The organism is Bacillus sp. FJAT-29790, assembly GCF_019039215.1.
Taxonomy (GTDB): domain Bacteria; phylum Bacillota; class Bacilli; order Bacillales; family Cytobacillaceae; genus Cytobacillus.
Genome location: NZ_JAHNZZ010000001.1, coordinates 2,149,523 through 2,171,052 on the forward strand (window position 1 = coordinate 2,149,523; position 21,530 = coordinate 2,171,052).

23 protein-coding genes and 1 riboswitch are annotated in these 21,530 nt (G+C 39.5%); of the genes, 8 read left to right on the plus strand and 15 right to left on the minus strand.

Annotated elements, in window-relative coordinates; translation table 11 throughout:
- Positions 1–230: 230 nt before the first annotated feature.
- The gene (locus BGM26_RS10190; RefSeq protein WP_217039708.1) at positions 231–767 is read right to left on the minus strand and encodes a GbsR/MarR family transcriptional regulator; all 537 of its coding nucleotides are present in this window, start codon (positions 765–767) and stop codon (positions 231–233) included.
- A 301-nt stretch (positions 768–1,068) separates the two neighbouring features.
- Between BGM26_RS10190 and BGM26_RS10195 the strand changes: the two genes are divergently transcribed.
- The 3 genes from BGM26_RS10195 to BGM26_RS10205 are packed head-to-tail and all read left to right on the plus strand — an operon-like array spanning position 1,069 to position 4,080.
- A complete protein-coding gene (locus BGM26_RS10195; RefSeq protein WP_217040739.1) occupies positions 1,069–2,331 on the plus strand; it encodes a quaternary amine ABC transporter ATP-binding protein in 1,263 nt (420 codons plus the stop codon).
- Position 2,332: 1 nt separating this feature from the next.
- Positions 2,333–3,181: an ABC transporter permease gene (locus BGM26_RS10200; RefSeq protein ID WP_217039709.1), complete on the plus strand. Its 849-nt coding sequence runs from the start codon at positions 2,333–2,335 to the stop codon at positions 3,179–3,181.
- Positions 3,181–4,080 carry a glycine betaine ABC transporter substrate-binding protein gene (locus BGM26_RS10205; RefSeq protein WP_217039710.1) on the plus strand — a complete coding sequence of 300 codons (900 nt, stop codon included), beginning with the start codon at positions 3,181–3,183 and terminating at the stop codon, positions 4,078–4,080. Before BGM26_RS10200 ends, BGM26_RS10205 begins: the two co-directional genes overlap by 1 nt.
- A 77-nt stretch (positions 4,081–4,157) precedes the next feature.
- Here BGM26_RS10205 and BGM26_RS10210 read toward each other — a convergent pair whose 3' ends face one another.
- On the minus strand, positions 4,158–4,994 hold the full coding sequence (locus BGM26_RS10210; protein ID WP_217039711.1) for a lipoate--protein ligase family protein: 837 nt from the start codon (positions 4,992–4,994) through the stop codon (positions 4,158–4,160).
- Positions 4,995–5,287: 293 nt separating this feature from the next.
- Here BGM26_RS10210 and BGM26_RS10215 point away from each other — a divergent pair, with 293 nt between their 5' ends.
- Entirely contained in the window at positions 5,288–5,671 is a 384-nt protein-coding gene (locus BGM26_RS10215; protein ID WP_217039712.1) for a rhodanese-like domain-containing protein, read from the plus strand.
- Positions 5,672–5,787: 116 nt separating this feature from the next.
- Here the strand turns inward: BGM26_RS10215 and gcvPB are convergent, their stop codons facing one another.
- From gcvPB to gcvT, 3 genes are read right to left on the minus strand one after another with little or no spacing between them, the layout of a single operon-like run.
- Entirely contained in the window at positions 5,788–7,248 is a 1,461-nt protein-coding gene (gene gcvPB / locus BGM26_RS10220) for an aminomethyl-transferring glycine dehydrogenase subunit GcvPB (RefSeq protein ID WP_217039713.1), read from the minus strand.
- Entirely contained in the window at positions 7,241–8,587 is a 1,347-nt protein-coding gene (gcvPA, locus tag BGM26_RS10225) for an aminomethyl-transferring glycine dehydrogenase subunit GcvPA (RefSeq protein ID WP_217040740.1), read from the minus strand. The genes gcvPB and gcvPA overlap by 8 nt, the downstream gene beginning before the upstream one ends.
- A gap of 19 nt (positions 8,588–8,606) precedes the next feature.
- The gene (gene gcvT / locus BGM26_RS10230; protein ID WP_217039714.1) at positions 8,607–9,710 is read right to left on the minus strand and encodes a glycine cleavage system aminomethyltransferase GcvT; all 1,104 of its coding nucleotides are present in this window, start codon (positions 9,708–9,710) and stop codon (positions 8,607–8,609) included.
- A gap of 218 nt (positions 9,711–9,928) precedes the next feature.
- Positions 9,929–10,020, minus strand: a riboswitch (glycine riboswitch).
- Positions 10,021–10,398: 378 nt separating this feature from the next.
- On the opposite strand from gcvT, the gene BGM26_RS10235 reads away from it, so the two are divergent.
- Positions 10,399–12,087, plus strand: coding sequence for a DEAD/DEAH box helicase (locus BGM26_RS10235; protein ID WP_217039715.1), 1,689 nt, complete (start codon positions 10,399–10,401; stop codon positions 12,085–12,087).
- Positions 12,065–12,859, plus strand: coding sequence for a YqhG family protein (locus BGM26_RS10240; protein ID WP_217039716.1), 795 nt, complete (start codon positions 12,065–12,067; stop codon positions 12,857–12,859). Before BGM26_RS10235 ends, BGM26_RS10240 begins: the two co-directional genes overlap by 23 nt.
- A 281-nt stretch (positions 12,860–13,140) precedes the next feature.
- Here the strand turns inward: BGM26_RS10240 and BGM26_RS10245 are convergent, their stop codons facing one another.
- The 8 genes from BGM26_RS10245 to comGA form a co-directional block, all read right to left on the minus strand.
- Entirely contained in the window at positions 13,141–13,332 is a 192-nt protein-coding gene (locus BGM26_RS10245; protein ID WP_217039717.1) for a YqzE family protein, read from the minus strand.
- A 335-nt stretch (positions 13,333–13,667) separates the two neighbouring features.
- Complete coding sequence (gene comGG, locus BGM26_RS10250; RefSeq protein WP_217039718.1) at positions 13,668–14,093, minus strand: competence type IV pilus minor pilin ComGG; 426 nt, start codon at positions 14,091–14,093, stop codon at positions 13,668–13,670.
- On the minus strand, positions 14,083–14,562 hold the full coding sequence (comGF, locus tag BGM26_RS10255; protein WP_254119202.1) for a competence type IV pilus minor pilin ComGF: 480 nt from the start codon (positions 14,560–14,562) through the stop codon (positions 14,083–14,085). The genes comGG and comGF overlap by 11 nt, the downstream gene beginning before the upstream one ends.
- Positions 14,513–14,848 carry a phosphatase gene (locus BGM26_RS10260; RefSeq protein ID WP_217039719.1) on the minus strand — a complete coding sequence of 112 codons (336 nt, stop codon included), beginning with the start codon at positions 14,846–14,848 and terminating at the stop codon, positions 14,513–14,515. Before BGM26_RS10260 ends, comGF begins: the two co-directional genes overlap by 50 nt.
- Positions 14,832–15,275, minus strand: coding sequence for a competence type IV pilus minor pilin ComGD (gene comGD / locus BGM26_RS10265; protein ID WP_217039720.1), 444 nt, complete (start codon positions 15,273–15,275; stop codon positions 14,832–14,834). Before comGD ends, BGM26_RS10260 begins: the two co-directional genes overlap by 17 nt.
- Positions 15,275–15,607 carry a competence type IV pilus major pilin ComGC gene (gene comGC / locus BGM26_RS10270; protein WP_217039721.1) on the minus strand — a complete coding sequence of 111 codons (333 nt, stop codon included), beginning with the start codon at positions 15,605–15,607 and terminating at the stop codon, positions 15,275–15,277. Before comGC ends, comGD begins: the two co-directional genes overlap by 1 nt.
- 2 nt (positions 15,608–15,609) lie before the next feature.
- A complete protein-coding gene (gene comGB / locus BGM26_RS10275; protein WP_217039722.1) occupies positions 15,610–16,641 on the minus strand; it encodes a competence type IV pilus assembly protein ComGB in 1,032 nt (343 codons plus the stop codon).
- Positions 16,628–17,698 carry a competence type IV pilus ATPase ComGA gene (comGA, locus tag BGM26_RS10280; protein WP_217039723.1) on the minus strand — a complete coding sequence of 357 codons (1,071 nt, stop codon included), beginning with the start codon at positions 17,696–17,698 and terminating at the stop codon, positions 16,628–16,630. The genes comGB and comGA overlap by 14 nt, the downstream gene beginning before the upstream one ends.
- A 254-nt stretch (positions 17,699–17,952) precedes the next feature.
- Here comGA and BGM26_RS10285 point away from each other — a divergent pair, with 254 nt between their 5' ends.
- Entirely contained in the window at positions 17,953–18,654 is a 702-nt protein-coding gene (locus BGM26_RS10285) for a helix-turn-helix transcriptional regulator (RefSeq protein WP_217039724.1), read from the plus strand.
- Positions 18,655–18,812: 158 nt separating this feature from the next.
- Positions 18,813–19,058 (plus strand): DUF2626 domain-containing protein, encoded by a 246-nt coding sequence (locus tag BGM26_RS10290; protein ID WP_217039725.1) that lies wholly within the window; start codon positions 18,813–18,815, stop codon positions 19,056–19,058.
- A 280-nt stretch (positions 19,059–19,338) separates the two neighbouring features.
- Here the strand turns inward: BGM26_RS10290 and BGM26_RS10295 are convergent, their stop codons facing one another.
- Entirely contained in the window at positions 19,339–20,406 is a 1,068-nt protein-coding gene (locus BGM26_RS10295) for a class I SAM-dependent methyltransferase (RefSeq protein ID WP_217039726.1), read from the minus strand.
- Positions 20,407–20,795: 389 nt separating this feature from the next.
- The gene (locus BGM26_RS10300) at positions 20,796–21,431 is read right to left on the minus strand and encodes an MBL fold metallo-hydrolase (RefSeq protein WP_217039727.1); all 636 of its coding nucleotides are present in this window, start codon (positions 21,429–21,431) and stop codon (positions 20,796–20,798) included.
- Positions 21,432–21,530 lie beyond the last annotated feature (99 nt).

Sequence of the window (21,530 nt, forward strand, 5' to 3'; positions counted from 1 at the left end):
AAAACACCTAAATCAACATATAGTATCTAAAATATTTTCGACACCACTATATATTGTGTTTAGTTCATGAACACTTTATTTTGTCAAAAATAAAATCAACTAGAATCGGGAGAGAAAAAGAGAGATTCATAGATTTATGACATATTTAGATAAATTTCAATATATTTCGCGGCTTGCACTTTTGTTAAAGACAAAACAAAAGCACGGGAATTCACCAGTGCTTTTTGTAACTAGTCTTTATTCTTAGGAATGAACTCAAAAATTTTGCCTGACTCAAAGCTGTCCACTAAGCGATTTAGCCATTCATAATAGGTAAGTGCTGACTTTAATTTCTCAATATCAAGCATCGCTGCCGTTCGGATCTCTTCCTCGGTTTCTTCAGAACTCACTAAACACTCAAGGTCTGCTATTGACTTTGTCATAGCAGACATATTCATCGAAACACCTGATCGCCACTTTATAGTAAAAAAGTCAGAAAAGGTTTGATACCAATCTTCTTCAGCTTGATACAAATCCTTCCTCATTCCCTTTTTCCAAACCTTCTCCACCATCTTAAGCTCCAGTAAGCTGCGAACTGAGGTGCTCATACTTGTTTTGCTCATCCCGAGCTCTTCCTTCATTTCATCCAGCGTCATCGGGTGATCTTGGAAATATAACATTCCATACAAACGTCCGATCGAATCAGTGACTCCATATAAATTCATATTTTGTGCAATTGCTTCGATCACTCGCTCTCGTGCATGGTGAAGCTGTTCTTTCCCATCCATGTTCACATTCACATCCATAAATGTAAATTTTGCGATTTCTTTCTGAATTTTCCTTAGGGATAACTAGAAAATGCAATAATCATTTATTAGACTAACATGTTTTTTTTGAATGTAAAGGGGGATTCATTGAAGCATATGGGAGGAAAATAGAGGAAATGTAAGAATAACGCACGTACAGTATGTTCAGTTTTTACTGTATGAACTTTACGGCTGAATATGACGATTTAACAGCTTTGCTCTCTTTTTCTAGAACTTATACAATTAGAAGGTCCTTTTTGTGCGGCAATTTAAGAACGAGGTGATTGATTTGAGTGAACAAATTTTTAAAATCAGTGTCAAAAACGTGACAAAAATTTTTGGAAGGAATTCCAAAAAAGCATTACAACTTTTAAATGAAGGAAATCCCAAGGACGATATTCTAAAAAAGACAGGTTCAACTGTAGGAATTAATCAAGCAACATTTGATGTCAGTGCAGGAGAAATTTTTGTCATTATGGGGCTATCAGGAAGCGGTAAATCTACATTAGTTCGCACATTAAACCGGCTAATCGATCCGACGATCGGCGAAGTTTGGATTGACGGAAAAGAGATTACAAAAATGAAAAAAGATGAGTTAAGAGAGGTTCGGCGCAAAAAAATCAGCATGGTGTTTCAGAAATTCGCCTTACTTCCCCATCGAACTGTGCTCGAAAATGCCGAGTATGGCTTGGAAATTCAAGGTAAAGAAAAGGATGTACGGAAGCACAAGGCCTTGAATGCCTTGAAGTTAGTTGGACTTGAAGGGTATGAAAACCAGCTTCCGGAACAGCTGAGCGGCGGCATGCAGCAGCGCGTCGGGTTAGCAAGAGCACTCGCGAATGATCCGGATATTTTATTGATGGATGAAGCATTCAGTGCATTAGACCCATTAATCCGGAAAGATATGCAGGATGAATTACTCGAGCTTCAATCAAAAATGGAAAAAACAATCATCTTTATCACTCATGATTTAGATGAAGCACTTCGAATTGGTGACCGGATTGCGTTAATGAAGGATGGCGAGATCGTCCAAATCGGATCACCGGAAGAAATATTAATGCACCCATCCAACAACTATGTTGAAAGATTTGTAGAGGATGTCGATTTATCTAAAGTATTAACGGCCAGTCATGTGATGAAAAGAGCGGAGACGGTACAAATTGATAAAGGCCCACGGGTTGCTTTACAAATGATGAAGAAGCTTGGGATTTCAAGCATTTACGCAGTGGATAGAAAGAAAAAACTGCTTGGAGTTATCCATGCTGCGGATGCGAAAACCGCTGCTGAGAACGGACAGTCATTACAAGTTACCCTTGATCCGAACGTTCAAAAGGTTGCCGGGGAGACTTTGTTAACCGACTTGTTTGATAAAGTATCTACCGCCATCGTTCCCGTAGCCGTTGTTGATAAGGATGATCGCATTCATGGGATTCTTGTAAGAGGAGCAGTTATTGGCGCTCTTGCGGGGAATAATGCGGCTATAAATGATTTGGAAAAGGCAAAAAAAGAAGCGGCTGCTGATCAGTCCATAAAGGGGGAAATTTAATATGGAAGGCTTATTGCCAAAATTACCGATTTCCGTTTGGGTTGACCGTTTTGTTGAGTGGCTGACAATCACTTTTGAAGCCGCTTTTGACGGGATATCAGAGGGGCTTGAAAGGATTGTAGAAGGATTGGTAACCGGACTCGGATTTATTCCTTTCTATATTTTTATCATTCTATTAGGTTTATTAGCTTGGAAGGTAGCCTCTAAGGGAATTGCACTATTTTCGGTTATCGGTTTATTTTTTATCGAAAATTTAGGTTACTGGGATCCGATGCTCGAAACCCTTGCTCTAGTCTTGTCTGCTGTATTCATATCTGTGGTACTAGGTGTCCCCGTTGGTATTTGGGCTTCTCAAAATAGGAAAGTAAAACGAGTTGTTATCCCAATTTTGGATTTTATGCAAACAATGCCTGCATTTGTCTATTTAATCCCTGCCATCTTCTTCTTTAGTATTGGAGTTGTACCCGGTGTGGTCGCATCTGTTATTTTTTCGATGCCCCCTACCATCAGGATGACTATATTAGGCATTCAGCAAGTTCCCGCGGATATTATTGAAGCAACTGAAGCATTTGGCTCTACAATGAGCCAGCGTTTGCTGAAGGTACAGCTGCCGCTTGCAACGCCGACCATCATGGCAGGTATTAATCAAAGCATCATGCTCGCATTATCCATGGTCGTCATTGCTTCCATGGTAGGAGCTCCTGGTCTTGGAGCAGATGTCTACCGTGCTGTTACACAAATTCAAATTGGAAAAGGGTTTGAGGCTGGTCTTGCGATCGTGGTCATCGCGATCATCCTTGACCGGATTACCCAAAATATCGGAATTAAAAAACAAGGGGGAAATATGTAATGAAGAAAAAATGGATGTCTGCAATAATCGTCCCTGTCCTTGCATTAGGACTTGCTGCATGTAGTTCTAACGAGGCCAATAGCAACGAAAACAAGGCTGTAAAAGGAACAATTGGGGAAAAGCTTAATCACAAGATCATCGGCATTGATCCCGGTGCGGGGTTAATGAAAGCAACAGCCTCTGCGATTGAAGAATATGAGCTTGATAAATGGACTTTAGTAGAAGGTTCAGGAGCTGCAATGACTGCTGTATTAAAAAAAGCTTATGACAAACAGGAACCGATCATTGTGACAGGCTGGACTCCTCACTGGATGTTTTCAAAATATGATTTGAAATATTTAGATGATCCTAAAGGGGTTTACGGTGAAGGAGAGAATATCCATTCAATCGCACGTATTGGACTGGCCGAAGATCATCCTTCCGCATATAAAGTACTTGATCAATTCCACTGGTCCGCAACGGATATGGAGGAGATTATGGTCAAGGTAATGGATGGGGAAGATCCAAAAGAAGCTGCAAAAGCTTGGGTAGAAGCGAATGCTGAAAAAGTCGCTGAATGGACAAATGGCGCTGAGAAGGTAAATGGCGATAAAATTACGATTGGCTATGTTGCATGGGATAGTGAAATTGCCAGTACAAATGTGGTGGCGCAAGTGTTAACTGATCTTGGATATAAAGTAACCCTTCGCCAAATTGAAGCAGGTCCAATGTGGACAGGTGTTTCTGATGGAAGTCTGGACGCACATGTTGCCGGATGGCTGCCAATAACCCATGCGGACTACTATGAGAAATTCGAAGGCAAATTTGAAGATCTAGGTGCTAATTTAGAAGGTACAAGAATTGGATTGGTAGTTCCAGCTTATATGGATATTGATTCGATTGAGGATCTTAAAAAATAAAAAAAACAGAAGGCAATGTCAATTAGGCATTGCTTTCCGTTTTTTACGTGCTTTTAAAAAAACGGCCTCAGCCGCTCCTATCTTTTATAATTCCACTCATCATTTTCATAGCGTTCTTTTGCTATTTTTTGTACGTAAGCCATTTCATCAGCCGTCAGCTCGTAAGGCTCCAATTCAATATTGAGACCATCAGCAAATCCTTTTTTAAAAGCTTTTTTCGCTTGTTCTAACGTAATTTTTTCTTTGCTTATTTCATTAATTGCTACAGCTTTGTTTTTAAAAGCCCTTTGCATCCGCTCTTTCACTCTATCATTCGGGTATTTAAATAAACTAAATAACTTGTCCTCATCTAAATCAAGTAGGATTGAGCCATGCTGAAGGATGACTCCTTTTTGCCTTGTTTGTGCACTTCCAGCTACTTTCCGGCCTTCGACAACAAGTTCATACCAGCTAGGAGCATCAAAGCAAACGGCAGATCGCGGATTTTTAAGTGATTCTCTTTCCTCTGCTGTTTTTGGAACAGCAAAATAAGCATCCATCCCTAAATAATGAAATCCTTTTAATATTCCTTCTGAGATCACCCTGTATGCTTCCGTAACAGTCTTTGGCATATCTGGATGTGCTTCAGGTACAATCACGCTATATGTAAGCTCATGTTCATGTAGCACGCCCCTGCCGCCCGTCGGACGACGGACAAATCCGAGTTTATGCGCTTTCACTGCCTCCATATCGATTTCTTTCTCCAGCTGTTGAAAATAGCCGATCGAAAGGGTAGCAGGGTTCCAGCCGTAAAACCGGATCACAGGGGGCATTTTCCCCTCGCTATTCCAGTCAAGGAGCGCTTCGTCTAAAGCCATATTAAAAGATGGTGATCCCTCACCCGAATCAATGAAATACCATATTTCTTTTGTCATAAAAAAACCTCTTTTACGAATGTTTATTTCAAATTCAGTGTTTTTTAATAATATCAAGCACTTTTCGATATGTATCGAGCACTTTTTTAATTCTATCAAGCACTTTTCCGCATCTATCGAACACTTTTTCAAGTACCATATTCGTTATTTAGTCTATCAAATTATCGGTCAATAAACAAAGGAAGAAGATTTTTAAGCGGATTTTTATTAATTTAGCTGATTTCCTTTACTCATATCAGGAAAGGCCTATATAATATAGTTGGCTTAGCTTAGTTTGAAAGGAGAAAGACATATTGGAAACACTTTATTTCCTGCTTATTATTTTAGGTGGAATCATTACTTACTCTGTTGTTACATGGCTGTATCAGCGGAGAATTGTCAAGACGCTGACTGAAGAGCAATTCCGTGAGGGCTACCGAAAAGCCCAATTAATTGATGTTCGTGAACCAAATGAGTTTGATGCCGGACATATTCTTGGCGCTCGGAACATTCCTATGTCCCAAATGAAAATGCGAATGAAAGAACTTCGTCCAGACAAACCTGTTTATTTATATTGCCAGAGCGCAATGAGAAGCGGAAGAGCTGCCCAATTACTGCACCGCAAAGGCTATAAAGACCTTTCACATCTTCAAGGCGGGTTTAAAAAGTGGGGCGGCAAAATAAAAGCAAAAAGTTAATCGTAAAATCCTCTGCAATTTATATGCAGAGGATTTTTTTTAGATTTTAATGCGGACGATTCATACCCATACCCATGAAAAAAAGACTGGCCCCCAAAGGAGCCAGTCTAGTAAATTTATTGTTTTTGATAACGCAGTACCGGTTTACGGGCAGCCATTGTTTCATCCAGACGACCGATAACAGTTGTATGCGGCGCTTCCTGAACGATTTCTGGATTTTCTTCTGCTTCCTTAGCAATTTGTATCATTACATCGATAAACCCATCCATTGTTTCTTTTGATTCTGTTTCAGTTGGTTCAATCATGATACATTCTTCCACATTTAATGGGAAGTAGATTGTTGGTGGATGATATCCGAAGTCAAGGAGACGCTTAGCAATATCAAGCGTACGAACACCTAATTTCTTCTGACGCTTACCACTCAAAACAAACTCATGCTTACAGTGTCTATCAAATGGAAGATCATAGAATTCTTGCAGTCTTCTCATCATATAGTTTGCATTCAATACAGCATATTCAGTTACAGCTTTCAAGCCATCTGGACCCATTGAACGAATATACGTGTAAGCACGGACATTGATACCGAAGTTTCCATAATAAGGCTTAACGCGTCCGATTGATTGCGGACGGTCATAATCAAGGACAAACTCATCACCTTGTTTAACTAACACTGGCTTTGGAAGGAATGGAATTAAGTCTGCTTTCACTCCAACCGGACCTGAACCTGGTCCACCGCCGCCGTGAGGACCTGTAAAGGTTTTGTGTAGATTAAGGTGAACTAAGTCAAAGCCCATATCTCCTGGGCGTGCCTTTGACATTACAGCATTAAGGTTCGCTCCATCATAATAAAGCTTTCCGCCTGCCGCATGAACAATCTCAGCCATCTCAAGGATGTTTTCTTCAAACAATCCTAAAGTGTTTGGGTTCGTCAGCATTAGTGCTGCAGTATCTTCGCCAACTACTCTTCTTAAATCGTCTAAGTCAACAAGACCTCTTTCATCTGATTTAACAGTGATCGTTTCAAATCCAGCACATGTTGCAGATGCAGGATTTGTTCCGTGAGCAGAGTCAGGTACGATTACTTTTGTACGCTTCATATCGCCATTTGCTTCATGGAAAGCACGGACCATCATCAACGCAGTCCATTCGCCATGTGCTCCAGCTGCAGGGTTAAGTGTTACTTGATCCATTCCCGTAATTTCAATTAAATGCTCCTGTAAGTCATACATAAGCTCTAATGCACCTTGAACAGAGCTCTCATCCTGTAATGGATGAAGATGTGCAAAACCAGGAATACGGGCAACATTTTCATTGATTTTCGGATTGTATTTCATTGTACAAGAACCAAGAGGATAGAAGCCAGAATCAACACCATGGTTTCTGTTAGAAAGAGCTGTATAATGACGCATAATATCAAGCTCTGAAACTTCTGGCAGCCCAAGCTCCTCTTCTCTAATATACCCTTCAGGGATCAGTTCATTTAAATCTGTTTCCGGAACATCCATTTCCGGGAGGCTATAACCGATGCGACCGGCTCTGCTTAGTTCGAAAATGAGTGCTTGATCATCCTTATGCATGGTAATCCCCCATTTCATTAACAAATGTATCGATTTCTTCTTTTGTTCTTAATTCAGTTACAGCAACTAGCATATGGTTCTTCAGGTCTGAATAGTCCCTGCCTAAATCATAGCCGCCGATGATGCCTTTTTTAAGAAGCAGTTGATTCACTTCTTTGACAGGCTTATTTAATTTAACAACGAACTCATTGAAGGAAGGCCCTTCAAATACAATCTCAAAGCCCTTTTCTTTAAATTGCTTTTTCGCATAATGCGCTTTTTGGATATTTGCAACTGCCATTTCCTTAACACCTTTTTTACCAAGAGCTGTTATCGCAACTGATGCAGCAAGAGCATTAAGTGCTTGGTTCGAACAAATATTAGAAGTCGCTTTATCACGGCGGATATGTTGCTCACGTGCCTGCAAAGTTAATACAAAGCCACGACGGCCTTCATCATCGACTGTTTGTCCAACAAGACGCCCAGGAACTTTTCTCATCAATTTGTCAGTAACCGCAAAATAGCCACAGTGCGGGCCGCCAAATGCGGTCGGAATGCCAAATGGTTGTGCATCGCCTGCTACGATATCGGCACCAAATTTGCCTGGTGGTGTTAGGGCGCCTAGTGATAATGGATTGCTAGATACAACAAACAGTGATTTATGAGCATGAATAATCTCTTCGAGTTCCTTTAAAGGTTCAACCCGGCCAAAGAAGTTCGGATATTGAACAATAACAGCTGCAACATCATTGCTAACCATTTCTTTCAATGCATCGATATCCGTAACTCCGTCTTTTTGCGGAATTTCTACTACTTCAATGAATTGACCTTTACAATAAGATTTAACGACATCTTTTGATTCCGGATGCACTGCACTTGAAACCAAAACTTTTTTCCTGCGCGTATGCCCTGCACTCAATGTAGCAGCTTCCGCAAGAGCAGTTCCTCCGTCATACATGGATGAGTTTGCAACATCCATGCCCGTCAATTCACAGATCATTGTCTGGAATTCAAAGATCGCCTGAAGCTCTCCTTGAGAGATTTCCGGCTGGTATGGTGTATAAGCTGTATAAAATTCAGAACGAGAAATTACATGATCAACAATGATAGGCATATAATGATCATATACTCCTGCTCCTATGAATGAAGCGTTGCTCCTCAAATCCGCGTTTTTTTGTGCAAGCTGTGTAAGCTCTTTCATTAAAGCAGTTTCTGTAGCTGCGGGCTTGATATTATATTCGCCCTTAAATCTAACACGTTCAGGAATATCATTGAATAATTCTGCGACCGAGTTTACACCGATAGTCTCAAGCATTTCTTTCTTATCAGTCTCTGTCATCGGTAAATAACGATGTTTCATCATTCATTCTCCCCTCCTATTATTTTCCTCTTTTATAAAAAGGTGTAGCAGCCACAATTGCTTTGAGGCGCTTTCCGCGAATCTCAACTTCTACTTCAGTTCCAGGAACTGCGATGTCTGTTTTTAACAGGGCCATCCCGATATTTTTCTTCAATGTAGGTGATTGTGTTCCTGTCGTTACTTCACCAACCAGCTCTTCCCCTATGTAAACAGGGTAGCCATGACGTGGAATTCCACGATCAATCATTTCAATTCCTGTTAATTTTCTTGTCAGTCCGTTCTCTTTTTGATTCACGAGAACATCTTTTCCAATGAAATCAGCTTCTTTATTCACCTTAACGGCAAACCCAATTCCAGCCTCGAGCGGAGAGATTTCCGGCGAAATTTCCTGGCCGTAAAGAACAAGACCTGCTTCGAATCGCAGCGTATCACGAGCGCCTAATCCACATGGCAGAATCCCTTCTTCTTTACCAGCTTCAAGGATTTCAGTCCAAATGGCAACTACATCTTCTGCATCGCAATAAACTTCAAAGCCGTCTTCACCCGTATAGCCGGTTCTGGAAACTAATGCTTTTTTTCCATTCAGATCTACATCCTTCTGGAATTTAAAGAAACCAATATCTGCTAAATTTGTTTCATTTGCAAGTTTTTGAAGGATTTTCTCTGCTAATGGGCCTTGAATGGCAACTTGGGCCATACGCTCAGAAAGATTTGTAATTTCTACATTGCCTTCAAGATGGTCTTCAAGCCATTTGTAATCTTTTTCAATATTTGACGCATTTACAACAAGCAAATAATGATCATCTTCATATTTGTAGACAAGTAAATCATCAACAACCCCGCCATTTTCATAACACATGGCTGTATATTGGGCAGCAGAGTCTTTTATTTTAGAGATGTCATTTGTCATCATTTTTTGAAGGTACGAAAGGCTGTCAGAACCCTTTACTTCAATTTCACCCATATGGGATACATCAAACAAACCAGCTTTAGTACGGACTGCTTCATGCTCTTCTTTGATGCTTGAAAACTGAACTGGTAGATCCCAGCCTCCAAAGTCGATTGTCTTCGCACCATAATCTTTGTAAACATCAAATAATGGTGTACGTTTTAACTGTGACATTCACTTGTCCCCCTTTTAAACTATTTGAAAGAGTTGATAATTCACCGAAAACCGGACACTTTCCTTTTGGGAAATTACCCCTAATTGAATAATATCCACAAAAAAAGGACAAAGTATCCCCTCTAAATATGAGAAGATCTCTGTCCTTGCACCTGAAAGTTTACCTGATCGGCTTTCCCCTTTGGTGGCTCCCGAAAAAAGAGCACTCTCCAGAGTTGCGTCATACAAGAGTTCTTTTGCCTGAGAGATTCACAATTTTCATTGTTTGCTCCTTCGGCGCTACTAATGTAGTCTCTCCTCTTGTAATCATCCGCATTTATAAATTTTTCCAAGTTGGTTCATACTAAACGCAAATGGCATCCTTACAGGCACCAAATATGATGAAAGTATAAAAGCCTAATTATTTCCTTCATCCTAAACACAAATTGAAAATACTTAAAAATTATTTCGATAAACTAATTTAAAGTGGCAAATTTCAAAACTTTCAAAGCTAATATTATCCTACCATTAGAATTGTATTTCGGCAATGGCTATATTTTTTTAGTTTTAAAGAAATGCGGAAGCGCCTTGATCACCCCCGACAAGCACAAGACGAGCCTCTCGGAAAGGTGAGCTCTACCTTTCAGGATTGGCTTGTGACCTCGAGGGGGTAGGCGCTGGAGCTAGACAGTTAAAGGAGCTGTTTTAGATGACGGTGCAAATTGATTTTGATTCCTCATGGCAAGAAGAATTTATTAAAAGAATCGAAAATGATGGTCCTTGGGGAAACTGGGAGCTTTATAAGTTAGCTGTAGAAGTGGAGAACAATACAATTATCCCCCAGTTTGAGGGGCTTCAGGCTCCGAAGCACCTGTCAGGATTGACTCCATTGCCGCACCAGCTTGAAGTAGCTAAGCAGGTCGTTGAAAATATGAATGGAAAAGCGATCCTAGCAGATGAAGTCGGATTAGGGAAAACGATTGAGGCAGGATTAATATTAAAGGAATACATGATTAGGGGATTAGTAAAAAAAGTGCTAATACTAGTACCTGCCTCCCTCGTTACACAATGGGCGATCGAGCTGAATACGAAATTTTTCATTCCAGCGGTTACTCAGCGAAAGAGCTATGTGTGGGAACAATGCGATGTCGTAGTATCATCGATCGATACAGCAAAACGAAATCCTCACAGGGATATTATTTATAATCAAAACTATGACCTAATCATTATTGATGAAGCCCACAAGCTGAAAAACAATAAAACGAAAAACTATGAGTTCGTCCAAAACCTAAAAAAGAAATTCTGTTTATTACTGACTGCCACACCCATACAAAACCGGATCAGTGAAATCTTTAATTTGGTTTCCTTATTGAAGCCAGGGCATTTGGGAAATGAATCTGCCTTTTATGAAAAATACCATAAAGATTCACGCTCGTTGAATGATAATGAACACCTCAAAGAACTTGTGAATAAAGTAATGATTCGAAACCGCAGAGCTGATACTGGAATTGAATGGACGAAGCGAAAGGTCGAGACGCTGCCAATTGAATTTTCCAAGGAAGAAAGAGAACTTTATGAAGCGGTCACGAATCTTCGTACTGAAGGGGACTGGGGAAACTCAAGTCCATTTTCTGTTATGACACTCCAGCGGGAAGCATGCAGCAGTCGGGAAGCGGTCTTTTTCACTTTAAAGAATATGCTTGAAAGGAAAGAGGAGCCGCGGGAGACTTTTCAACAACAGATTGAATATTTAATCTCCAAGGTGGAGGCAGTACAAAAAAATTCAAAAGCAGTAAAGGCGCTCGAATTAATTCAACAAATTAATGATAAGGTCATCATTTTCACCGAATATCGCGCCACCCAAATGTATTTGCAATGGTTTTTAAAACAGTACGGAATTACGTCTGTTCCATTTCGGGGCGGATTTAAAAGAGGAAAAAAAGACTGGATGAGAGAGCTTTTCCAAAAAAATATTCAAGTGCTTATTGCGACAGAAGCCGGTGGAGAAGGGATTAACCTCCAGTTTTGCAATCATATTATCAATTTTGATCTTCCTTGGAACCCGATGAGGCTCGAACAAAGAATTGGCCGTATTCACCGGCTAGGGCAGGAAAAAGATGTGATGATCTATAATTTCGCAACAAAGGATACTGTCGAAGAACATATATTAAAGCTATTGTATGAGAAAATACATCTCTTCGAGAAAGTTATCGGAGATTTAGATGATATTCTCACGAAGCTGGACTTTGGGAATTTTGACGACCATTTAATTGATATATTCGGAAGATCAGCTTCTGAGGGAGAAATGAGAATCAAAATGGAGAATTTAACTTCGATGATTCATTTAGCTGAAGAAATAAGGGATGGTGAAATTAATGCAGCAACAGGAAATTCATAAATTCCTTGAGCAGTATTTCCAAGCGAACTCTTGTAATGTGACGAAAAGCGGTCCTGGTTTCATGACTGTACAGTTAACAATTGAGCTTGATAAAGAGCTGATGAACCGGCCCTTTTACTGGCATTACCTGGAGAAAACAGGTGGCACACCTAATCCAATGCAGCTAACAATGATTACAAACCCACAACTTGTACCCGAAAATATCAAGGGTGAGACGATTCATTTTGGCTCGCCCCGCCTGCACCAAATTTTCGAGTCAACGAAAAATCTAGCAGGCTATATTCGCTTGTATGAAAAACACAAGCAAACACCAGGAGTTCAGATGCCATTAAGGCCATGGCTAGGAATAAATGTTCGCATATCTTATCAATGTGATCGCAAAAGAGATGTGTTTAAATCCATTGGTTTACAATTAATAAATGGACAAATGGTCGAAGGATTTCATAATAAACTGCTTGATTTAGAGCTTACACCAAAAATTCCGGATTATTCATTTACCTTGTCTCCCCTTATCATGCCAAAAAGCGGAATCTCAAGGGTCGAGAAATTCTTAAAATCTGAAATTGACCTCGAAGATCACACATGGGCGGAGGAAGCAAAAAAACGTTGGCAAAAAGATCTGAATCTACTTGAGCATTTTTATGAGGAAACGGAAGAAAAAGACGAAAGCTATGAAATTGAGAAAATGGCTTTAAAAGAACAATACGAGCCAAAAATTACAATTTCTATTATTAATGGCGGTTTATTCTATCTAACAGATTTGGCTGTTTAAATCAAATTCACCTTGGCGTATTTGCGCCCAAATTTTTACTTAGCTTGCTCGATAAATTCCTTTAAAAAATCGAAAGTCTCGCCGTAGCCTTAACTTTATTCAGCCGAGGTTTGAACTCCCACTGAATTGATACCTGTTGCATTCATCTCGCCACTTATATCGTTAAGAGACTTCTGCTGAATAAAGTAAAAAAAGGGTCAGACCCCACATCATCAATATTTTGTTGAATGGATACATACATATCCACAACAGATAGAGAGGTCAGACACTTCCTAAAGTGATTAGCTTTTATTTTTTTTCCTCTTTTTTACGCTCTCGAACAAAACATAAGGGACAACCCCGAACCACTTAAACAAAAAGGGTTCTTTCGTATCCTTTTTCTCTAAGCGGTGCCTTTTCCGCTCATCTTTTGGCTGGTCAATATATTTAACGACTGTTTGAGTAATGTATTTCACATAATCATTTGAATTCATGGTCACACCACCCTTAACTATTTACTATTTTCAAAAAAATACTTGTACTTAGAACTGTAATAATCACATGGAGATGTTTTGTCCGGCTTGTGCGGAGGGTCAAAGGTCGGACTTGAAGCAACCGACATTCACCGATTCCCTATATATATATCGCAGATTAACGGGTAGTAAAGCCCTCACTTCAAGACTTAGAGGAATCGATGAGGATAAGTAGCGGATGAAGAAAACCCCAACTGAATGAAGTTTCACTTTATGTGTCCATTCAGTTCAAGTATGCCCATGAATGGTGCTATTCAATCCTTTGCAGGAACAATTCAAAATTTATTCTACCTTCCTTATCCCCAGTCATTTTTTTCGTTCCATTTGATCACTTTTCCCGCATCTATGTCATAGTAACCAAAACTTGTTAGTTCAAGGTCCCCTCCCATCTTTAAAGTAAACGTCACCTTAAACAGACTGTCTGTAAGTTTTAACGCGCTGTATTCAACTTGTCCACCTGAAAAGGTGAAAACCCCCGAGAAGCTATCATCATAATCCCATTCGAATAACAGGACTTCTGTTTGTTTCATTGCGCTTAAAAAATAATATTCCTGTTTCATGATGATCTCTGATTCTTTGAAAAACCTCTTTTCCGCTAAGTATTGTTCAAGTTGAATGGTAAGCAACACAAAAGTGAGCAAGATTAAGCAAATTGTGAGTGGATACGTAAACCCTCTTTCATTACGGACCAAGTACCAAAAGCTCTGTTTATTACGGACCATACTCTTCCTCCAGCTCGATATAGGAGTATAAGGATGATGCATGTGATTGATTAAATAAATCTTTTACGGTTAGTTTTACTCCATTTTTTATCCGGAAAAATTGTAAAGAACCTACTTGCTGCAGAACAATTTCATGTCCCTTGAAATCCACTCTTCTCCGGATATTTGTTCCGTATCTTTCATACAAGATTACCTGGCCATTTCTTCTCAATGCGATTCTCTCATTTGATACATCCATTACCTCCGACCCACGCATTTCCTTTTTTAATTGATTCACAAAAACATGCCACTCCATTATTTGCGTTCTGGCATCGAACTGATCATTTTGAAAAAGGTATTTAAAGCTAAGGGGAAGAAACGAAACAATTAATAGAAAAATCGAAAATGCATACAGCATCTCTAACATCGTAAATCCGCTATTATTCGAAAACCTCACACTTTTTATATGCTTTTCGGAGAATATCTTCATACTTAACGCAAACCTCCATAAGGGCGTACCCATCATGTGTTTCCTGAACGATTTCATACACCGTTCGATCAATGATGAGCGATTTATTAACAGGTCTAGTCCCCTCCATCTTTGCTTCCTGCAAAATTTCATATAATGCTTGCGTACCTGCAAAATCCCGGCGCAATTGAACCGATTGGTTAACTACATTGATGATCAACGGAAAAATGACACCCGCGATTATTAACCACGCGGATAAGCTTAATAGCACTTCTGCCAAGAAAAAACCATTATTCTTTCGCCACATAAAATCTTCCCATTCCGATTAAAAATGTAAACCGGTACTTTTCCTTCCCAGCATTAATATAGAATGAACCAAATTGATTAACAGTCCCATTGGGCGTAAAATGGAAAAATATTTTCATTGATCCCTTCTCAACGGTAAACAGGTCAGGATATTCCCTCCTAATTATGCCATCCCCGCTATCGAAATTTGTTCTTATATAATACATCTTCTTTTCTGGAACAATATTTACATTCACTTCTGATTGATGGGAAATGGCGTAGCTTTGAGCAAAATACAGATCTGACTTTAACTGTGTAAAAAACAGTTGTTTTTCAAGAAATAAAAACTGGGGTTTTATCAGAATACCTGAGATCGAGGCAATGATGAGGAAAACACTCAAGACAAACAGAGATTCCAATAATGTAAATCCGCCTTCTGAGCTTTTCATTAAGATGTAGGTTCCTTTGCAGATGTAACTTTTCCTTCAGCTGAAATGGAAATTTTATCTCCATTAGGACAAGAAGTTTCATCCTCGTTAAGGTACTCTTCCCTAACTAGCTCATCCACATCTGCCGGCGGCTTTCTCTTGTCTATTTCATACGCCTGAGCCTGAGCTTGCACCATTTTCACAAAAGCCTCACAGCCCTTACTGTTTATTTTTGAATTATGCTTCGTAATATTCGGAATCGTGATGATTAACAGTACAGAGATAACGAGCAATACGATCATCATCTCAATTAGCGTGAAGCCATTTTCACTTTTTAACAACTTTAATTTCATTTTTAAATCCCCTCCAGTAGATGAAACATTGGTAATAATACGGCTAAATACATCGAAACAATCAAAAAACCGATGAGCAAATACAAACAGGGCTGAATGGTTTTCAGCAACTTTTCTGTCCTTTCTTCGAGAAGATTTAAGCAGTGCCTGCTGAAGAAGAATAACTCTTGATCGAGCTTTCCATTCTTCTGCCCATGTCTAATGATGTGCAAAAGCTCTGTTTCAAAAAATGGATAATTTAGCAATATATCCTCTAGCCTCTCCCCCTTTCGTAAGCTAATTTTCATTTCTTTGCCTAGCTCCTTATAAAGTGGCTGCTGATCATTTTTTTCAAACAAACTAAGCGCTTCATGGACGGACAAACCACTAGCCAATAAATAACTAATTTGGACAGAGAAATAATGAGTGTAGTACAGCTTAAAAAAATAGCCGATAATCGGAATTGAAACGAGTATTTTTTTTTGTTTGATTTGAGTGTAGTTTCGAAATTTCAAAAAATAGTAGCAAAGAAAAACGAAGAAGAATAGGCACGCACCTGTGATGAGGAACGGTAGGATGTCCCCGAAGAAATAGATGACTTTCGTGAAGAAATTCGGCTTCAGCTTCATTGAGAGAAATAAAGACGAGAATCTCGGCAATATCACATTCTCGACAAAGATAAACAATACGGCAGTAATAAAGATTAATAATAAGGGATATGCAAGTAATTTCTTAAGCTGTTCAAAGTCTTTGTCCCTTTTCAGCATCATCTCGCTTCCATCTTTGAAAGCACTCGCAAGCCCCCCATGCTGCTCCGCAAAATATACATAGCCAATCAAATTTGGATTGAATTTCAAATTTGCTAAAATCTGATAAAACGGATAACCTTCCCTTAAATCGGCGAGGGACTTTGCGACCTCCACTTTTTTATTTTCGGGAAGCTGGAATAGTAAAGATTCAAGGGCCTCCGATAGCGGATATCCCCGTGTTAGAAGTTCGCCTGTTCTTTTTAAAAAATGACTCTGTTCTTGGAGGCTCCATTTACACTTTTTCATTATCAAGTACCCACCGGTCATACTCAGTTTCTTTAATATAGCCAAGTGCAATTCCCTTCTTAATGACTTCCTTTATTCTCGGATACATGATTGCTTCTTCTTCCCCTCTCGCCACTCTCAATGCTGCATTTAATGCCCTGCCATTCAATAGTTCAAAAATACTGGCCCTTTTCCACCTCCCATAACAATAACAAAAAGGTGAACATTCCCCTTGGCAATATGGACAGGTCAGTTCTACAAGCCTTTGCGCAGTTACAGCAACAAGCGTCTGTTCAATTTCAACCCAGTTAACGCCGAATTCGTTCAATCTGTAGATCGCGCCTTTTGCATCACGCGTATGCATGGTCGATAAAACTAAATGGCCTGTAAGTGCGGCACGTACGGCAATCTTTGCTGTTTCTGCATCCCTTATCTCTCCGACCATAATAATATCGGGATCATGCCTTAAAATCGCTTTTAGACCTGTTGAATAAGAAACGCCTGCTTTTTCATTTACTTGAACTTGGAGTACCATGTCGTGTTCTTTTTCGATGGGATCTTCGAGTGTGATGACATTGCGGCTGAACATGTGGGAGGTTTCATTTAAAAGTGAATAAAGAGTTGTAGTTTTCCCCGATCCAGTAGGACCAGTAAAAATAATTAATCCATGGGCATGTTTTAATAAAGCAAGCATTTTTCGAGTCATGGCTGGAAATAAGGAAATTTGAAAGAAAGGAATTTGTTCCTGCTGAGGGAGGATTCTGATGACAAGGCTCTCATTATGACTGGAAGGAAGGGTTGAAAACCGAAGTCCAATCATCTGCCCATCAATCAAATGGGAGTATGCACCGCTTTGCGGCCGTCTTTTTTCTCCTATGTCCATTGAAGCAGTGAATTTAAAATGGGAAATGAGTCTATCACATTCTTCTTTTGGGAGGGAATGCCTTGGAAGTAATTTGTTCGCGAGGCGCAATTGAATGAGTGTGTCTCTTCTGCGGGGGACAATATGAATGTCTGAAGCATGGTTTCTAACTGCATCTTTGATAATTCGTTCGGCTAACTTTTCGATTGTGTTCAACTGAACATCACACCACCTTTTATTGGAATATATTAATTATTCGACTTTATTTTATAATCTCCTTCTTTTTTTGACAAATTTTTCGCATTCAATTTTCACAAAATAAATAGAGGCAGTTTTCCCCAGTTCCTTTAGTATTTGTGTCTATTGTCCCGAAAAAAATGTGAACATTTTATAAACTTATGGTGAATATAGTGTTAACCCACTACACCTGTACTATAATGAAGTCATTATCCGGTCTGAGGTGAGCATTGGTGGAACAAACATTAAAAATTACAAATGTTTTATCTGATCCAACACGCTATTATATTTATCAATTCATCACGAAGATACATAAAGAAGTAACTGTACAGGAAATTGCCGAAAAGTTTAATATCCATCCAAACGTTGCAAGACTTCATCTATCGAAGCTTGAAGATGTAAGCATGCTTGTCTCTTCGACACAGAAAACAGGAAAAGGCGGCAGGCCAAGCAGGCTTTATCGCTTATCAGAAGACGTCATTCAGCTTCATTTCCCGTATCGGGACTATCAGCTCCTTTCCAAGATTGCGATGCAGACAATGCTTTCTTTAGGTGAGGCAGGCAAGCAGGCATTATATGAAACAGGAAAGAAATTTGGTCAGGAATTAATCGAACAAGAACTAAACCGCTTTTCCCAAAATGATGAAACCCTTTCTTTCGATCAAAAATTAAATATCATTAAAACAGCAGCAACGATGTCCGGTTTTTACCCCGAATTCGAAGCAAATCAGGAAAAGACCAAAATTTACTTCCAAATTTTTAACTGCCCGTTCAAAGAAGTGGCACTAGATCATACTGAATCTGTTTGTAACATGCACTTCGAATATCTAAAAGGAATGTTTGAAGCCGTTTTTAATTCGATCGAGTTAGAGGAAAAGGAGAACATGATCAGCGGCTGCGAATCTTGTTCTTATCAGGCTCTCGTCACAATTTAGCCATAAAGTGAAACTTACACGTACCAACAAGTTGCTCGTTCGTACAATTGGCGGGAATTTCGCTGTCCATTAATCAAATATAAAGAGTGTTTACTTTTAAGCTACATTTAACTTATAATATGTAATGATGTACTGTCATGGCAAAAGGAGGGATACATATGGATCGTATGTACAGAGTGTTAGGATTTTGGACGGGAATTTTCGCTGTCATGTTCTATTTAGGCGATATGTATACCACGTCATTAATCTTCTTCGGCCAAACAGGATTTTTCCTGCTTTTAAGCTACTTAAAGCTTACCGAACGGATGTATATGTATGTTTTTGCAGCTTATTTAACCGTGTTTTTCGTAGGCTTTACCTACTGGTCAACATTTATGATGACTCCAGGGGCTGGCGGGCACTAATAAGCTACTTAATAAAAAAGCGATGGGACCCCATCGCTTTTTTATTATGGCTCTTTTCGCATATATTGTTGTTTTTAGCCTTCAAAGTTTGCCCGTTGATTTCCGCTGCGGGCACTTGCTTCCGCGGGGAGGGACGGGAGCCTCCTCGGCGTTACCGCCTGTGGGATCTCCCGTTTCCCTCTATTTCCCGCAGGAGTCAAGTGCCCTCCGCTCCAATCAACTCAGATTGTTATATAAAATCATACTAAAAAAGCAACAAAGTTTACGAAAACAACCTTTATTATTTCTCCATCCCCTTTTTCTGCAGAATCACATGAAATGCAGAGCTCATCCCAGATGGCATGATCAGACTGCGAATCGCCCGGTTTCTTTTGCTTATTTCCGAAAATGGATTAGGATCATAATTCTCCTGTAAATCCTCTAAAATGCCAGTATGAAGTAAAAATTCATCTTGGCGCCATTTTTTGATAAACTGTAATCCTTTTTCGTTACCTAGACGGATCAATGAATCGAAATGAACGTGACTTGTAATATCCATTTCTCCGGGATGCTCTAAGATATTGTTGATTTGCTGATGTTTATAATACCCTCTTAAGCTTCCATCCCTTCTCCCTGGCTCTAGCCACTCTTTATTGGAGTAACCGTAATCGACAGTCAGCACCAGTCCCCTTTCTAGCACTTTTGCAATTTCAGAGATCATATTCTCCATCTGCAATGGAATTTCGATTCTTTGGTTCTCTTCTAATGTCAATCCACTCGCTTCTAAAAATGACCGTATCCGATCATTCCCCAATGGTACCGTCGTTTCCGCCAGTTGATCACTTTTTATGGTTACCAAAACCTCCATTAAACGACCGTCATGTTTTTCAATCACATGAACTGGAAAAGCATCGAACAGCTCATTTGAAAAAATTAAACCATGAAACGAGGATATTACCTCAAGACTTGCTATTTGCTTGACTCTTTCATTAAAAATAATTTGTTCCTGCTGCAATTTCCGATGATACGGACTTTCTTCCAAAATATAATAATGGATTGGGTCTGTTGAAAGGGTATTCCATTCTTCAATAAAGGCTTTAGCAAATCGCCCTGTCCCTGCCCCGATTTCACATATAGCCGAAGGAAGATCATATTCGCGAACTTGTTTATAAAACCAGTTCGCAAGCGACCGTCCGTAAATATCTGAAATATTGCTAGAAGTTATAAAATCCCCTTCTCGTCCAATTTTATTTTTTTCTTTCATGTAATATCCATATTGCGGATGATAAAGGGCCTGTTCAATATATTCCTCGTATGTAATCCTTTGCAGGGGTTTTTTCAATATATAATCTTTGAGATAATTAATCATAAATGCTCCTTTTGTTTGTTTTCATTATTGACACAGTGTTAACTTTATTATATTGTAATATTAGTAGCTTAACTATATCCCCTCCCATTATTTGAATAGAACATCCCCCAGAAAAGCCCTTCTCATATGAGAAGGGCTTTTCTATTTACTAGAGGAACCGAATCTTTGAAGTTAGATAACTGTCTAGCTCCACAAGGAACGCTACGGAAGCATAAGCATCGCACGACTAAAAGCGATAGCTTTTAGGAGGAGCGCCCAGCGACTATTAGACTTCCCTCTCCTCCTTACGATAAGTCAACATCGAATCGCTTCGCTCTTCGTGTTTTCCTTTATCTCATCCGGAGCGGTCCAGTCCATACGTCGCTATCCGGGCGCTTCCGCTTTTCTATTTAAAAACCATTTAAAAAGGGATTAGAGTCCATTTCCTGCTCAATGGTTGTTGCTGGCCCGTGTCCAGGCAGTACAATCGTTTCTTCAGGTAAAGTGAGTAATTTATCATGAATGCTTCTTAGAAGCTGGTTATGATTCCCCCCGCGGAGATCTGTGCGCCCGATGCTGCCGCTAAATAACGCATCCCCGGCAACAACTAAACCAGTTTCCTTAAAGTAAAATGACAAACTTCCAGGTGAATGTCCAGGCGTTTCAAAGATTTGAAACGAAAAATCACCAATATTCATCTCTTTTTCAGCAGTAATCAAATGATCTGCTGGTTTTCCGCTAACAAGCTTCCCCATGTCAAAAAATTGCGAGCCATTTAATGCCGGATCAAGCAGCCAATCGGCCTCTTTTTTGTGAATATAGACAGGAATTGCAAATTCATCCCTGATTTCATCCACTGCTCCAATATGGTCAAAATGGGCATGAGTCAAGATAATCGCAAGCGGATTTAATTTGTTTTGACGAATAAAATGGCTAAGCTTTTTACTTTCTTCACCCGGATCAAAAATTAAGCATGTATTATTTTCCTTTGACAATACATAACAGTTCGTTTGTAATGGTCCTAAAGCAAGCGGGTACCATTTCATTAGAAACACCTCCATTTAGATATAATCAGCTAGTCTTATTTTACACTATATTAGCAAAAGATTTAAAGGAAACACCCTCACATTACCCATTTCAAGGAG

What these genes read in the sequence shown, in the direction of transcription:
- gcvPA (WP_217040740.1), bottom strand. Translation starts at nt 8,587, where the DNA reads ATGAAACATCGTTATTTACCGATGACAGAGACTGATAAGAAAGAAATG.
- comGC (WP_217039721.1), bottom strand. Translation starts at nt 15,607, where the DNA reads ATGAAATTAAAGTTGTTAAAAAGTGAAAATGGCTTCACGCTAATTGAG.
- BGM26_RS10205 (WP_217039710.1), top strand. Translation starts at nt 3,181, where the DNA reads ATGAAGAAAAAATGGATGTCTGCAATAATCGTCCCTGTCCTTGCATTA.
- BGM26_RS10295 (WP_217039726.1), bottom strand. Translation starts at nt 20,406, where the DNA reads ATGATTAATTATCTCAAAGATTATATATTGAAAAAACCCCTGCAAAGG.
- comGD (WP_217039720.1), bottom strand. Translation starts at nt 15,275, where the DNA reads ATGAAAAGCTCAGAAGGCGGATTTACATTATTGGAATCTCTGTTTGTC.
- comGB (WP_217039722.1), bottom strand. Translation starts at nt 16,641, where the DNA reads ATGAAAAAGTGTAAATGGAGCCTCCAAGAACAGAGTCATTTTTTAAAA.
- BGM26_RS10200 (WP_217039709.1), top strand. Translation starts at nt 2,333, where the DNA reads ATGGAAGGCTTATTGCCAAAATTACCGATTTCCGTTTGGGTTGACCGT.
- BGM26_RS10235 (WP_217039715.1), top strand. Translation starts at nt 10,399, where the DNA reads ATGACGGTGCAAATTGATTTTGATTCCTCATGGCAAGAAGAATTTATT.
- BGM26_RS10210 (WP_217039711.1), bottom strand. Translation starts at nt 4,994, where the DNA reads ATGACAAAAGAAATATGGTATTTCATTGATTCGGGTGAGGGATCACCA.
- BGM26_RS10300 (WP_217039727.1), bottom strand. Translation starts at nt 21,431, where the DNA reads ATGAAATGGTACCCGCTTGCTTTAGGACCATTACAAACGAACTGTTAT.
- BGM26_RS10240 (WP_217039716.1), top strand. Translation starts at nt 12,065, where the DNA reads ATGCAGCAACAGGAAATTCATAAATTCCTTGAGCAGTATTTCCAAGCG.
- BGM26_RS10190 (WP_217039708.1), bottom strand. Translation starts at nt 767, where the DNA reads ATGGATGGGAAAGAACAGCTTCACCATGCACGAGAGCGAGTGATCGAA.
- BGM26_RS10245 (WP_217039717.1), bottom strand. Translation starts at nt 13,332, where the DNA reads ATGAATTCAAATGATTATGTGAAATACATTACTCAAACAGTCGTTAAA.
- gcvT (WP_217039714.1), bottom strand. Translation starts at nt 9,710, where the DNA reads ATGTCACAGTTAAAACGTACACCATTATTTGATGTTTACAAAGATTAT.
- BGM26_RS10290 (WP_217039725.1), top strand. Translation starts at nt 18,813, where the DNA reads ATGGATCGTATGTACAGAGTGTTAGGATTTTGGACGGGAATTTTCGCT.
- BGM26_RS10260 (WP_217039719.1), bottom strand. Translation starts at nt 14,848, where the DNA reads ATGTGGCGAAAGAATAATGGTTTTTTCTTGGCAGAAGTGCTATTAAGC.
- comGF (WP_254119202.1), bottom strand. Translation starts at nt 14,562, where the DNA reads ATGAAGATATTCTCCGAAAAGCATATAAAAAGTGTGAGGTTTTCGAAT.
- gcvPB (WP_217039713.1), bottom strand. Translation starts at nt 7,248, where the DNA reads ATGCATAAGGATGATCAAGCACTCATTTTCGAACTAAGCAGAGCCGGT.
- comGG (WP_217039718.1), bottom strand. Translation starts at nt 14,093, where the DNA reads ATGGTCCGTAATAAACAGAGCTTTTGGTACTTGGTCCGTAATGAAAGA.